Source organism: Cellulosimicrobium sp. JZ28 (genome assembly GCF_015327065.1).
GTDB lineage: Bacteria > Actinomycetota > Actinomycetes > Actinomycetales > Cellulomonadaceae > Cellulosimicrobium > Cellulosimicrobium funkei.
This window is the reverse complement of the sequence record NZ_CP017660.1, coordinates 964,858-978,340: the sequence shown is the minus strand read 5'-3', so window position 1 is coordinate 978,340 and position 13,483 is coordinate 964,858. Positions and strand designations below refer to the sequence as shown.

The following is a 13,483-nucleotide window of genomic DNA, read 5'->3' as shown; positions in this document are numbered from 1 at the left end:
CGGCGTGCGGCACGGTGCCCGGCGGACCGGGAGGGCGTGCGGTGGTGGACGGGGCGGGCCGGGGACGCGGTGCTCATCCCTTCACCGCCCCCTGGGTCAGGCCCGAGACGATCTGGCGCTGGAACAGCACGACGAGGATGACCACGGGGATGGTCACGACGACCGCGGCCGCGGAGATCGCGCCCGTCGGCTCCTCGAAGTACGACGCCCCGGTGAAGAACGCGAGCGCCGCCGGGACCGGTCGGGCCGCGCTCGTCGACGTGAGCGAGATGCCGTAGACGAAGTCGTTCCACGCGATGAAGAACGCGATGAGCGCGGTGGTGAACACGCCCGGCGCGGCGAGCGGGACGATCGCCTTCCGGAACGCCTGCCACGGCGTCGCGCCGTCGACCTGCGCGGCCTGCTCGAGCTCCCACGGGATCTGGCGGAAGAACGCCGCGAGCGTCCAGATGGAGATCGGGAGGGTGAGCGACAGGTACGGGATGATCAGGCCGAGCCAGGTGTCGTAGAGGCCGATGTTGCGCCAGAGGTTGAACAGCGGCGTGACGATCGACACGACGGGGAAGATCGACACGCCGAGCGCCGTGGTGAGGATGAGGCGCTTGCCCGGGAAGCTCAGGCGCGCGATCGCGTAGGCGCACAGCGTGGCGAGCACGACGGCGATGACCGTCGCGATGAGCGAGATGCCGATCGAGTTGCGCAGCGCGGACAGGAACAGCTCCTGCGCGGACCCGCCGGACGCGAGGATCTGCTCGTAGTTGGCGGTGCTCCACTGCGGGGGCAGGAACGTCCCGGAGTTGATGTCGCTGGGCCCCTTGAAGCTCGTCATGAAGATCGAGAGCACGGGGAACAGCGCCCCGACGAGCACGACGACCGTGATCACGGCCCACCAGATCTTGGCCTTGGTGCTGAGGACGCTGCCCATCACTTCTCCCCCCTCGCGCCGGCGAGATCCACCTTGAAGAGCTTGATCGCGATGAAGCAGATGAGCACGACGCACAGGAACAGCAGCACCGAGATCGCCGAGCCCATGCCGATCTGGAGCTGGCCGATCGACGTGCGGTAGGCCAGCAGCGACAGCACCTCGGTGCCGTTGGCGCCGTTCGTCATGATGAAGACGTTGTCGAAGATGCGGAACGCGTCGAGCGCGCGGAACAGGACGGCCACCATGATCGCGGCCTTCATGTTCGGCACGATGACGCGGGTGAACCGCTGCCACGCGGTCGCGCCGTCGACCTTCGCGGCCTCCTCCAGGTCGCCCGGCACCTGCGCGAGGCCGGCGAGGAGCAGGAGCGAGATGAACGGCGTCGTCTTCCAGACCTCGGACGCGATGATGACGAACAGGCTCGTGCCCTGCTGCGCGAACCAGTTGAGGTCGGGCCCGACGCCCGGCACCCAGTCGAACCAGTGGTTGACGTACCCGGACGTGATGTCGAACGCGTAGAACCACGCGAACGCCGAGACGACCGTGATGATGCCGTAGGGCACGAGGATCGCGGTGCGCAGGAGGCCGCGCAGGCGCTTGATCGCGCGGTGCATGACGAGCGCGAGGGCGAAGCCGAGGATCAGCTCGATGACGACCGTGACGACCGTGATGAAGAGCGTGACCCCGAGGTCCCGCCACCACACGGAGTCCGTGAGGATCACGACGTAGTTGTTGAGCCCGACGAACGACCGGTCGTCCGGCGCGGTGAGCTTGTAGTTGAAGAGCGAGTCGTAGACGGCCTGGAGGATCGGGTACAGCGTCACGGCGAGCATGACGACGAACGCCGGTCCGGCGAGGTACCAGCCGAGGCGGGCCTCGGCCCGCGAGCGGTCGCTGCGCGCGGCCTTGGCGGCGGCGTCCGGCGCGCCGCGCGACCCCGACCGGGGAGCGGCCCCGCCGCGCGGCGGGGCGTCGTCGGCCGCCGTCGACGGCGTGGTGGCGTGCCGGCCGCGGGGTGCGGGCTCGGTCGGGGGTCCGGCGTTCACAGGAGTCGCTCCCCTCGCAGGACGGCGGTGATGAACTCGGTGGACTCCTGCGGCGTCGTGTCGGGATCGACCGACGCGGGCGGGTACCACGTCTGCTGGAGGCCCGTGGAGACCTCGTTGTAGAACGGCGTCTGGGGCCGCGGCGCCGCCTGGTCGAGCGAGTCGCGGATGACGTCGTACATGGGGAACGCCTTCTGGACGTCCGGGTCGTCGTAGGCCTTGATGCTCGCGGCCGGGTTGCCGTTGGTGACGAAGTACTCGGCCTGGTTCTCGGGGCTCACGATGCACTGGGCCGCCTCGTAGGCGAGGTCGGTGTGCTTGCCGAACGCGCCGATGCCGAGCGAGATGCCGCCGTAGGGCGGCCGGGCGTCCTCGCCCTCCGTCGTGCGCGGGTACAGCGCCCAGCCGATGTCGTCGAGGAGCGCCTGGTCGAGCGACCCGGCCTCGACGGCGCTCTGGGTGGACGACCAGACGAACGGCCAGTTCACCATGAACGACCCGCGGTCACCCTGGAACTTGGTGAGCGACGCGGGCTCGTCCTCGCTCGGCAGCCCCGGCCCGCCGACGCCCGAGGTGCCGATGCCGCCGATGATCTCCGCGGCGGCCTTGCCCGCGTCCGTGTCCAGACCGAGCTTCACCTCGTCGGCCGGGGCCTCGGGGTTGTCGATGATGTGGCCGCCCGCGCCCTCGACGAGCGCGTTGATCCACACCGTGAGCGACTCGGCCTTGGCGCCCTGGACGGCCAGGAGCTTGTCCTGGTCCTGGGCCGCCTGCATGATCTGCTCCCACGTGACGGGCTGCGACATGTCGAGCCCGGCGGCCTCGGCCACGGACTTGCGGTACCAGAGGAGCTGCGTGTTCGCCCAGAACGGGATGGCGACCAGCTCGTCCTTCCACGTCGAGGCGTCGATCGCGCCCTGCACCACGTCCTGCGTCGTCGCCTGCGCGACGTCGTCGGGCACGGGTGCCAGGAAGTCCGCCTCGGCGAACTCGGCGATGAACACCGGGTCGAGGCTCATGATGTCGATCGACGAGTCCTTCGCCGCGAGGCGGCGGGCGAGCTGCTCGCGCTGCGACGCGGCGTCGCGCGGCAGCAGCTCGGTCGTGATGCGGTACGCGCCCCCGGCGGCCTCGGTGCAGGCCGCCGCGATGTCGGCCTGGCCCCCGTTGTCCGGGTTGATGTACCACGTGAGCTCCGGCGTCCCGTCGTCGCCCGGGCCGCACGCGGCGAGCGGCGCCACGAGCCCCGCGGCGACCAGGACGGCGAGCGCTCGGGTGCGTCGGCGCACGTCAGCTCCCCTCGGTCGCGCTTCCCCGAGTACCGGGGGTGTCACCCTCCATGGATACCGCCCCCCGGCGCGGCCCGCCATGCGAACGGGCACGCGGGGCACGCCCCGACCTGCGCGATGATGGGAGCCATGACCTCTCCCGCCCCCGCACAGCCGGTCCGTTCGCTCACCCCCGCCGAGGCGTGGGCGACGCTGCGGACCGGGAACGACCGCTTCGTCGCCGACGCCCCGCTGCACCCGTCGCAGGGCGCGGACCGACGGCGTGAGACGTCGGCCGCGCAGCACCCGCACACGGTCCTGTTCGGCTGCTCCGACTCCCGCGTCGCGGCGGAGATCATCTTCGACCAGGGCCTGGGCGACATGTTCGTCGTCCGCACGGCGGGGCACGTGGTGGACACCACGGTGCTCGGCTCGATCGAGTACGGCGTCGAGGTGCTGTCCGCGCCGCTCGTCGTGGTGCTCGGGCACGACTCGTGCGGTGCCGTGGGCGCGGCGGTCGAGACCCTGCGGACGGGCGCGCAGGCGAACGGGTTCGTCCGGGCCGTCGTCGACCGCGTCATCCCCTCCGTGGCGAAGATCACCGGCGCCGGGAACGGCACGCTGGAGAACCTCGACCCCGCCGTGCTGCGCCGCGAGCACGTGCGCAACACGGTCGACATGCTGCACTCCTACTCGGCCGGCCTCGCCGCGGCCGTCGCCGAGGGCCGCTGCGCGATCGTCGGCGTCGAGTACGACTTCGCCGAGGGGCGCGCGCACCTGGTCGACGTCGTGGGCGACGTCGGCGAGCAGCCCCGCGCCGACGCCTGATCCCACGGCCGGGGCTGGCCCGGCGGTCCCGGCGCGGTCGACCCCGGGCGGCGCCCGCCGACCCGCGCGCGACCCTCCCCGCAGCCCGCGTGACCTCGCTCACGCGGGTTGCGGGGGCCGGCGCGCGGTGCGGCAGGATGGCCCCATGACTGCATCTCCCGAGGCTCCCGGCGCCGCCGCCGGCGCGGCCGCACCGACGACCGAGTACCGCATCGAGCACGACACCATGGGCGAGGTGCGCGTGCCCGCGCAGGCCCTCTACCGCGCGCAGACGCAGCGCGCGGTGGAGAACTTCCCCATCTCGGGCACCCCGCTCGAGCGCGGCCACATCGAGGCGCTCGCCCGCGTGAAGAAGGCCGCGGCCCGCGCGAACGCGGAGCTCGGCGTGCTCGACGAGGACGTCGCCGCCGCCATCGTCGCCGCGGCCGACGAGGTCGCGTCGGGCGCGCACGACGCGCACTTCCCGGTGGACGTCTACCAGACGGGGTCCGGGACGTCGTCGAACATGAACACGAACGAGGTCCTCGCGACGCTCGCGACGCGCTCGCTCGGACGCGACGTGCACCCGAACGACCACGTCAACGCGTCGCAGTCGTCGAACGACGTGTTCCCCACGTCGGTGCACGTCGCCGCGACGGCCGGGGTCGTGCGCGACCTGGTGCCCGCGCTGGGCCACCTCGCCGACGCGCTCGAGGCGAAGTCCGCCGAGTTCGCCACGGTCGTGAAGTCGGGCCGCACGCACCTCATGGACGCCACGCCCGTGACGCTCGGCCAGGAGTTCGGCGGGTACGCCGCCGCGATCCGCTACGGCGTCGAGCGCCTGGAGTCGGCGCTCCCCCGCGCCGCGGAGGTCCCGCTCGGCGGCACCGCCGTCGGCACCGGCATCAACACGCCCGCCGGGTTCCCCCAGCGCGTCATCGCGCTGCTGGTCGAGGACACGGGCCTGCCCCTCACGGAGGCTCGCGACCACTTCGAGGCGCAGTCCTCGCGCGACGGCCTCGTCGAGCTCTCGGGCGCGCTGCGCACGATCGCCGTCTCGCTCACCAAGATCTGCAACGACCTGCGCTGGATGGGCTCGGGCCCGAACACGGGTCTCGGCGAGATCTTCATCCCGGACCTGCAGCCGGGCAGCTCGATCATGCCGGGCAAGGTCAACCCAGTCGTGCCCGAGGCCGTGCTCATGGTCGCCGCGCGCGTGATCGGCAACGACGCGACCGTCGCGTGGGCCGGCGCGTCGGGCTCGTTCGAGCTCAACGTGCAGATCCCTGTGATCGCCCAGGGCGTCCTCGAGTCGATCCGCCTCCTCGCGAACGCATCGCGCGTCCTCGCGGACAAGACCGTCGCGGGCATCACGGCGAACGTCGAGCGGGCCCTCGCGCTGGCCGAGTCGTCGCCGTCGATCGTCACGCCGCTCAACCGCGTCATCGGCTACGAGGCGGCGGCGAAGGTCGCGAAGCACTCCGTCAAGGAGGGCCTCACGGTCCGCCAGGCCGTGATCGACCTGGGCTTCGTCGAGCGCGGCGAGGTCACCGAGGCGCAGCTCGACGAGGCGCTCGACGTCCTGTCGATGACGCGCCCGCCGCAGGCCTGAGCGTCCGCGACCCGGGTCCACGGAGGCCGGGCGGAGCGGGACGACCCGCTCCGCCCGGCCTTCGTCGTGCCACCGCCGCCCGCCCGTGGTCCGCGGCCGGGTGGGCGTTCAGCCGAGGTGGACGGCGACCTCGCCGCCCGCGGGCAGCAGCCGCCACTTCGGGCCGCGCACCAGGACGAACGCGAGGACCGCGCCCAGGAGCATGGTGACCGCGGCGGCGACGAAGACCGCGGAGTAGCCGTCCACGAGATCGGCGGTCGTGGGCGCTCCGCCGGCGGGCAGGGCGTTCGCGTAGACCGTCGTGAAGACGGACAGGCCGACCGAGCCGCCCACCTGCATCGCCGCGTTGACGGTCGCGCTCGCCGCTCCGGCGTCGTGCGGTGCGACGCCGGCCAGCGCCACGTTCTGCAGCGGCACGAGGACGAGAGCGAGGCCCACGCCGAGCACGACCTGCGACGGGAGGATCTCGGCGGCGTACGAGCCGTCGACCGTGACGCGGCTCAGGAGCAGCAGGCCGACGGCCGCGACCACGGGCCCGGCGACCATGAGCGGCCGCGGCCCGACCCGGGGCAGGAGCTTCGTGACGACCGGCGCGAGCACGAGGATGACGAGCGTCATCGGCACCGAGCCCAGCCCTGCCCGCAGGGGCGGCAGCCCCATGACGACCTGCAGGTGGAACGACAGGTACAGCAGCGCCCCGATCATCAGCGTGCCCACCACGGCCTGGAGCAGGAACGCGCCGGCGCGGACCCGGTCCCGCACGATCCGCAGCGGGAGCAGCGGCTGCGCCGTGCGGGACTCCACGACGACGAACGCGACGAGCAGGGCGACCCCTACCGCGAGGCAGGCGAGCGTGCCGGGCGCCGTCCAGCTGTGCTCGGCGAGGGTCAGCCCGTAGACGAGAGCACCGAGACCGAGCACGACGAGCACCGCACCGAGGACGTCGTAGCGGTTGTCGCCGTCGGCGCGGCTCTCGCGCAGCAGGAGGCTGCCCGCGACGAGACCGACGACGACGACGGGCACGTTGACCCACAGGCACCAGCGCCAGTCGGCGAGCTCGGTGAGGAGCCCGCCGAGGACGAGGCCGAAGGCCGCGCCGACACCCGCGATCGACCCGAAGACGGCGAACGCGGTGTTGCGCTCACGGCCGGCGGGGAAGGTGACGGTCAGCAGCGCGAGCGCCGCCGGGGCGAGCAGCGCCGCGAAGACGCCCTGGAGGCCGCGCGCCGCGACGAGCTCACCGCCGTCGCGCGCGAAGCCCGCGAGCAGCGAGGCGACCCCGAAGCCGGCCATCCCGACGAGGAACGTCCGCTTGCGCCCCGCATAGTCGGCGATCCGTCCGCCGAGCAGCAGGAGCGCGCCGAACGCGAGGGCGTACGCGGTGACGACCCACTGGCGCTGCACGTCGGAGAGCCCGAGCTCCGCCTGGGCCTGCGGGAGGGCGATGCTCACGATCGTGCCGTCGAGCACCACGAGGAGCTGGGTGAGGGCGAGGACGACGAGCACCCACCAGCGACGGGCAGACGGCGCACGCTTCGCAGCGGCCCCCGGTGCGGGGTCGGTCGGGGCGGCGTGGACGGGTGCGACGTCGGTGGAGGGCGGGGAGAGACGTGCAGGCATGGGCGACCTTCTGCGCGGGAGGGGATCGTGGGGTTTCCAGCCCGGACCGGTCACGCTCGGCGAGACCCGGCCGCTCCAACCGCGGGGTCGGACAGACGGACCACCTTAGCCCGACGGCGGCGGCGCCCGCCGCGCCCGAGAGCGGTGACGTCGGTCACCGCGCCACGCCCTCAGTAGTCGACGGGGTCGAGGCGGCGCAGCACGACGGCGAGCAGGCGCGCGAGCTCGGCGCGCTCGGCCTCGTCGAGGTCGACGAGCGCCGCGCGCTCGCGGTCGAGCTGCTGCGGGAAGACCTCGTCGACGAGCGCCGTCCCGGCGTCGGTGAGCGCGACGAGGACGCCGCGCCGGTCGCGCTCGGCGACGGTGCGCTCGACAAGGCCGGCGCGCTCGAGCCGGTCGAGGCGCTTGGTGATCGACGCGCCGGGGGCGCCGGTCATCGTCGTGACCTCGCCCGCACGCAGCGGCCGCCCGGCGCGGCGCAGCGCCGCGAGCACGTCGAACTCCGCGCGCGAGACGTCGTGCCGTGCCGCGGAGCGCTCCAGCGCCGCCTCGAGCAGCGCCGCGACGCGACGCAGCCGCGCCCCGACCGCCGACGTCGCGGTGTCGAGGTCCGGCCGCTGCTCAGCCCACTCCGCGCGCACGCGGTCGACGTAGTCCACGGATCCAGGATAGGGCGCGCCTCACACTCTTCCACTGGTGAAACACCGAGGAATCACCGCTAGGCTGGTCCGTCGATGCCCCTCTCCTCCCCCGCCCGCCCGGCGCGCGCGCCCGTGCGCGCCGCCGCCCAGGACGTCCTCGACCCCGCCCACCTCCGCGCCGCCCTGCGCGTGAGCCCCGCCGACGCGACGGTCGCCGCCGCGCTGCGCTGCGGCGCCGCGGTCGCGCTCGCGATCGCCGTCCCGGGCCTGCTCGGGCGCCCCGACCTCGCGGCGTTCGCGTCACTCGGCGCGCTCACGTCGCTCTACGGCCGGTACGACCCGTACCGGCGTCGGGCCGCGCTCCTCGCGACCGTCGGCACGCTCATGACCGGCACGATCGCGGCCTTCACGCTCCTCGCCGCGGCGGGCGCGCCCGCGCTCGTCACGACCGCCGCCGTCGCGCTCCTCGCCGCCGGGGCCACGGCCTTCTGCCTCCTCGTCCGCACGGGCCCGCCCGGCGCGACGATCGTCGTCTTCGCCGCGGGCGCGGGCCTCGCGGGCGCACCGACGCTCGCCGACGTCGCCCCGCGCGCGCTCGCGGCCGCGTTCGGCGCGCTCCTCGCGGGGCTCGTGTGCACGGCCGGCGTGCTCGTCCGCCCGACGGCGCCCGCGCGCCTCGCCGTCCGCCGCGCCGCCGACGCCGTGCGCGCCGCCGAACGACCCGGGGCCCCGGAGAACGCCGCGCATGCTGCCCGCGGCGCCGTCGCCCGGGCGCGCGACGTCCTCGCGGACGACGCCTCCTGGTGGCGGACCCGGGACGCGGTCCCCGCGCTCGCCGCGGAGCTCGACGCCGTCGAGGAGGCGCTCGACGCGAGCGGCGCGCCGCGCGGCGACACCGGCCCGGCGGTCCGCACGACCCTGCGCGCCCAGGCACGGTCCCGGGCCGCAGGACCCTGGCGGCTCCCGACCGTGCGCGTCGGCGTCGCCGGGCTCGTCGCCGGTGCGGTCGCCGCCGTCGCCGGCCTCGGGCACGCGGCGTGGGCGACCATGGGCTCGACCGCGGTGCTCCAGGGCGAGTCGACGCGCCACGCCGTCGTGCGGGCGCTGCAGCGCGGGGCCGGCACGGTCGCGGGCGCGCTCCTCGCCTGGCCGCTGCTCGCCGCGCCGCTCGGGTTCTGGGGGACGGCCGCCGTCGTCGTCGTGCTCCAGACCGTCACCGAGACGATCGTGGGGCGCCACTACGGGCTCGCGATGCTCACCATCACGCCCATGGCGCTGCTCATGACCTCGCTCGCGCACCCCGCCGACCCGTCGGCGCTCGCGCTCGACCGCGCGCTCGACACGGTCCTGGGCGCCGTCGTCGGCGTCCTCGCGGTGGTCCTCGTCCACCCGCGGACCCGCCTCCGCGCGAGCGAGACCCCCGGTCCGCCGAGGTAGAGGCCTGGCACCGCGAGGTAGAGGCCTGGTCATGACCAGGCCTCTACCTCGGCGGCAGGTCAGACCTCGATCGACTCGAGCATCTCCGTGACGAGCGCCGCCACGGGCGAGCGCTCGGAGCGCGTGAGCGTGACGTGCGCGAACAGCGGGTGGCCCTTGAGCGCCTCGATGACCGCGGCGACGCCGTCGTGCCGGCCCACGCGCAGGTTGTCGCGCTGCGCGACGTCGTGCGTGAGGACGACGCGCGACGACTGCCCGATGCGGGACAGCACCGTGAGCAGGACGTTGCGCTCGAGCGACTGCGCCTCGTCGACGATGACGAACGCGTCGTGCAGCGAGCGCCCGCGGATGTGCGTGAGCGGAAGCACCTCGAGCATCTCGCGGTCGATGACCTCGTCGAGCACCTGCGGCGAGACGAGCGCCCCGAGGGTGTCGTAGACGGCCTGCGCCCACGGGTTCATCTTCTCGGCCTCGGAGCCGGGCAGGTAGCCGAGCTCCTGGCCCCCGACGGCGTAGAGCGGCCGGAACACCATGACCTTGCGGTGCTGCCGGCGCTCCATGACGGCCTCCAGGCCGGCGCACAGCGCGAGGGCCGACTTGCCGGTCCCGGCCCGCCCGCCGAGCGAGACGATCCCCACGCTCTCGTCGAGCAGCAGGTCGATCGCGACGCGCTGCTCCGCGGACCGCCCGTGCAGCCCGAACACCTCGCGGTCGCCGCGCACGAGCTGCACGTGCTTGTCCGCGGTGACGCGCCCGAGGGCGGACCCGCGCGGCGAGTGCACGACGAGACCCGTGTGGCAGTGGAGCGGGCCGGCCGCCTCGACGACCGCCGGGTCCAGGCTCGTGAGCTCGACCGACTCGTGCTCCCAGAGCGCCGCCGCCTCCGCGTCGGTGAACGAGATCTCGCCCATGCCGGTCCAGCCCGAGTCGACGGCGAGCTCGTGCCGGTACTCCTCGGCCCGCAGGCCCACGGCCGACGCCTTGACCCGCATCGGCAGGTCCTTCGACACGACCGTGACGTCGTGGCCCTCGGCCGCGAGGTTCGCCGCGACGGAGAGGATCCGGGTGTCGTCGTCCCCCAGCCGGAACCCGGCCGGCAGCACGCCCGGGTCGGTGTGGTTGAGCTCCACGCGCAACGTCCCGCCGACGTCGCCGACGGGGATCGGGGCGTCGAGCCGGCCGTGCTTGACCCGCAAGTCGTCGAGCATGCGCAGCGCGCTGCGCGCGAAGTACCCGAGCTCGGCGTGGTGGCGCTTGGCCTCCAGCTCGGTGATGACGACGACCGGGAGGACCACGTCGTGCTCGGCGAACCGCCCGATGGCGCGCGGGTCGCTCAGCAGGACCGACGTGTCGACGACGAACGTCCGGCGCGCGCCGTCCGGTGCGCCGTCCTGCGGTGTGGGTGAGGTACCGGGGGTGGGTGAGGAATGGACCACGAGGGCTCCCCTCCGGCGCACGCGCGCCGTTCTCTCTCTGGGCGAGGCGGGCGACCGGCCGTCGGGCCGTGGGTGCCACGGCTCAGCAGCGCCGGTGCCGGCCCTCCTGAGCGGAGCGTGAACCCCATCGGCTGGCCTCCCGGAGGACGGCGAAGGTGCCGTCCGTCTCCTCGAAACTACGCCCGTGTGATTCGGGTCACCACCCCCGACACGCCTCCGCGCGAGGTTTAACCCCCCGTTCACGCGGAGGCCGCACCCGCGGGCCGCGCGAGATCGACCCGAGCGTCCGAGACCGGCCCTCCGGGGGCCGGCGTCGTGACGGTCGGGTCGATCCCGGACAGGTCAGTGCTCGACGTGCTTCGGCGCCATCGCGATCGCGGCGACGAACCCGAGCACGAGCACCACGGCCGTGACCGCGAGCGTCTGCCCGACGGCGGTCGCGAAGCCCTGGTGGAACGCGGTGGTCGCGGCGTCCGTGACCTGGCGCGCGACGTCGTCGGGCACCCCCGGCGGGAGGTCGAACGACCCGCCCTGGCCCCCCTGGAGCGACCCCGCGTTCGCGAACCCGTCGACGAACTGCTGGCGGAACTGCTCGGGGAGCGAGGCCGCCGCGTCCCGCGCGGCCGCCGGGAGGGTCACCGCGAGGCGCGCGGTGAGCGTCGCGACGATCGCCGCCGACCCGATCACGCCGCCCACCTGGCGCGTCGTGTTGAAGGCGCCCGCGCCCGCCCCGGCGGTGCGGTGGTCGAGGCCCGACGTCGCGAGGTTCGCGAGCGGCGAGAAGACGCACCCGGTGCCGATGCCGAACAGCGTCATGGGGAGCACGATCGTCACCACCGACACGCCCGGCCCGACGACCGCCGCGAGCCAGCCGATCGCGCCCGCGAGGACGCCGAACCCCGTCGCGACGACCCACTTCGCGGGCACGCGATCGGACAGGCGGCCGGCGAGCGGCGCGACGATCCCCGACACGAGCGAGCCCGGCAGGTTGACCAGCGCGGCGTGCAGCGGCGACAGGCCGAGGATCGACTGGAGGAAGATCGTCAGCGGGAAGAAGATGCCGATCATCGCGAAGGACACGGACATGCCCGCGACGTTCGCGAGCGAGAAGTTGCGCGAGCGGAAGAGCCGCAGCGGCAGCAGCGCGTCGTCGCCGAGCCGGCGCTGCCACAGCACGAACGCGGCCAGCACGAGCAGGCCGACGCCGATCACGCCCCACACCGTGACCGGCCCGGTGATCGTGCCCCAGTCGTACGTCTGGCCCTCCTGGAGCCCGAAGACGACCGCGAAGAGCCCGACGACGGACAGCACGACGCCGACCACGTCGAACGAGCGCTTGTTCGTCGCGAGCCGCGGGAGCCGCACCAGGGCGAGCCAGAGCGCCACGACCCCGACCGGGACGTTGACGAAGAAGATCCACTCCCAGCCCCACGACTCGACGAACAGCCCGCCGAGCAGCGGGCCGGCGATCGTCGCGACGCCCGCCGTCGCACCCCACAGCCCCATCGCGGCGCCGCGCTGCCGCGGCGGGAACACGCGCGTGATCATGGCCATCGTCTGCGGCGTCATGAGCGCCGCGCCGACGCCCTGGACCACGCGGGCGGCGATGAGCATCCCGATCGAGCCCGACAGCCCGCACCACGCGGACGCGAGCGTGAACACCGCCAGGCCGACGACGAACACCGGCTTGGGCCCGTACCTGTCGCCCAGGCGACCCGCGAGCAGGAGCAGCACCGCGTACGAGAGCAGGTAGGCGCTGTTGACCCAGCCGACCGCGACCAGCGACGCGTCGAGCTCGCGCTGGAGCGTGGGGACCGCGATGTTCACGATCGTGGTGTCCACCATGATCATGAAGAAGCCGAGGATGAGCGGCGGCAGGATGCTCCAGGCGCTGCGGCCGTGGAGGTCGACGAGGGGCACGACGCGCGAGCCGGCCTCGGCGGGTGCCGGGGCCGGGCCGGTGCCCGGGGCGGGAGTGGTCACGAGGACTCCTGAGGTGAGGTCGTGCGGGAGTGGCGGAACGCGGGCCCGGGCTCCTCGGTCCAGCTCAGCACGCCGGACGTGACGTCCGCGACGGTCGCGTCGAGCCAGGCGATCTCGGCCCGGGTCTGGTGGAGCTCGAAGTGGGCGTCGAGCAGGTAGCGGCGGGGCAGGCCGCGCGCGACCACGTCGTCGAGGCGCTCGCGCACCCCGTCGATCGCGGCCGCGAGCGCCGCGCGACGCTCGCGGAGCAGCGCGAGGGCGTCCTCGCGCGGGAGGTCGTGCACGAGCGCGAGCCCGACAGGGAAGGCGGGGTACTCGCGCGGCGTCTCGCGGACGAGGTCGCGCGTGCGGGCGTCGTGCGCGGCCACGCCGGCCGGGGTGATGGCGTAGAGCGTGCGCTCGGGGCGGTTGCCGTCCCGGTCGACGCCCGCGCGCTCGACGAGGCCGTCCCGCTCGAGGCGGTCCACCGCGTGGTAGACGGCGCCGGGGTTGAGCCGCACGAGGCGGTCGTCGCGCCGCTTGCGCAGGCGCACGAGCATCTCGTACGGGTGCATGGGCTGCTCGAGCAGCACGGCGAGCACGAGGGTCGCCGTGGGGCTGAGGCGCGGGGAGGTCACGGTGGTCTCCGGGACGGGGTGGGGGGTAGCAGGCCGGCGGGTGGGGAGCTCGCGCCCGGCTGGAATATTCCGCTTGGAATATACGCCTCCC

At 74.0% G+C, this 13,483-nt stretch carries 11 protein-coding genes; 3 read left to right on the top strand and 8 right to left on the bottom strand.

What is annotated here, in order from left to right; genetic code table 11:
* Nucleotides 1-73: 73 nt before the first annotated feature.
* The 3 genes from BJP59_RS04350 to BJP59_RS04340 are packed head-to-tail and all read right to left on the bottom strand — an operon-like array spanning nt 74 to nt 3,260.
* Nucleotides 74-925: a carbohydrate ABC transporter permease gene (locus BJP59_RS04350; RefSeq protein WP_194522290.1), complete on the bottom strand. Its 852-nt coding sequence runs from the start codon at nt 923-925 to the stop codon at nt 74-76.
* Nucleotides 925-1,971, bottom strand: coding sequence for a carbohydrate ABC transporter permease (locus tag BJP59_RS04345; protein WP_137280208.1), 1,047 nt, complete (start codon nt 1,969-1,971; stop codon nt 925-927). The genes BJP59_RS04350 and BJP59_RS04345 overlap by 1 nt, the downstream gene beginning before the upstream one ends.
* Nucleotides 1,968-3,260, bottom strand: coding sequence for a sugar ABC transporter substrate-binding protein (locus BJP59_RS04340; RefSeq protein ID WP_043659768.1), 1,293 nt, complete (start codon nt 3,258-3,260; stop codon nt 1,968-1,970). The genes BJP59_RS04345 and BJP59_RS04340 overlap by 4 nt, the downstream gene beginning before the upstream one ends.
* Before the next feature lie 129 nt (nt 3,261-3,389).
* Between BJP59_RS04340 and BJP59_RS04335 the strand changes: the two genes are divergently transcribed.
* Both BJP59_RS04335 and BJP59_RS04330 read left to right on the top strand, forming a co-directional pair.
* Nucleotides 3,390-4,067 (top strand): carbonic anhydrase, encoded by a 678-nt coding sequence (locus BJP59_RS04335; RefSeq protein WP_043659766.1) that lies wholly within the window; start codon nt 3,390-3,392, stop codon nt 4,065-4,067.
* A 145-nt stretch (nt 4,068-4,212) separates the two neighbouring features.
* Nucleotides 4,213-5,658, top strand: coding sequence for a class II fumarate hydratase (locus tag BJP59_RS04330; RefSeq protein WP_021482628.1), 1,446 nt, complete (start codon nt 4,213-4,215; stop codon nt 5,656-5,658).
* Between the two features lie 108 nt (nt 5,659-5,766).
* On the opposite strand, the gene BJP59_RS04325 is transcribed toward BJP59_RS04330, so the two are convergent.
* Both BJP59_RS04325 and BJP59_RS04320 read right to left on the bottom strand, forming a co-directional pair.
* Nucleotides 5,767-7,278, bottom strand: coding sequence for an MFS transporter (locus BJP59_RS04325; RefSeq protein WP_194522289.1), 1,512 nt, complete (start codon nt 7,276-7,278; stop codon nt 5,767-5,769).
* 170 nt (nt 7,279-7,448) lie between these two features.
* Complete coding sequence (locus BJP59_RS04320) at nt 7,449-7,937, bottom strand: MarR family winged helix-turn-helix transcriptional regulator (RefSeq protein ID WP_061267618.1); 489 nt, start codon at nt 7,935-7,937, stop codon at nt 7,449-7,451.
* Between the two features lie 75 nt (nt 7,938-8,012).
* On the opposite strand from BJP59_RS04320, the gene BJP59_RS04315 reads away from it, so the two are divergent.
* Nucleotides 8,013-9,356 (top strand): FUSC family protein, encoded by a 1,344-nt coding sequence (locus tag BJP59_RS04315; RefSeq protein ID WP_194522288.1) that lies wholly within the window; start codon nt 8,013-8,015, stop codon nt 9,354-9,356.
* 59 nt (nt 9,357-9,415) lie between these two features.
* Here BJP59_RS04315 and BJP59_RS04310 read toward each other — a convergent pair whose 3' ends face one another.
* The 3 genes from BJP59_RS04310 to BJP59_RS04300 all read right to left on the bottom strand — a co-directional run bounded on the left by BJP59_RS04310 (nt 9,416) and on the right by BJP59_RS04300 (nt 13,392).
* Nucleotides 9,416-10,792 carry a PhoH family protein gene (locus tag BJP59_RS04310; RefSeq protein ID WP_194522287.1) on the bottom strand — a complete coding sequence of 459 codons (1,377 nt, stop codon included), beginning with the start codon at nt 10,790-10,792 and terminating at the stop codon, nt 9,416-9,418.
* Between the two features lie 342 nt (nt 10,793-11,134).
* Nucleotides 11,135-12,775, bottom strand: coding sequence for a DHA2 family efflux MFS transporter permease subunit (locus BJP59_RS04305; protein WP_194522286.1), 1,641 nt, complete (start codon nt 12,773-12,775; stop codon nt 11,135-11,137).
* Nucleotides 12,772-13,392, bottom strand: a complete 621-nt coding sequence (locus BJP59_RS04300) for a PadR family transcriptional regulator (RefSeq protein ID WP_228485268.1) — start codon at nt 13,390-13,392, stop codon at nt 12,772-12,774. Before BJP59_RS04300 ends, BJP59_RS04305 begins: the two co-directional genes overlap by 4 nt.
* Nucleotides 13,393-13,483: the final 91 nt, after the last annotated feature.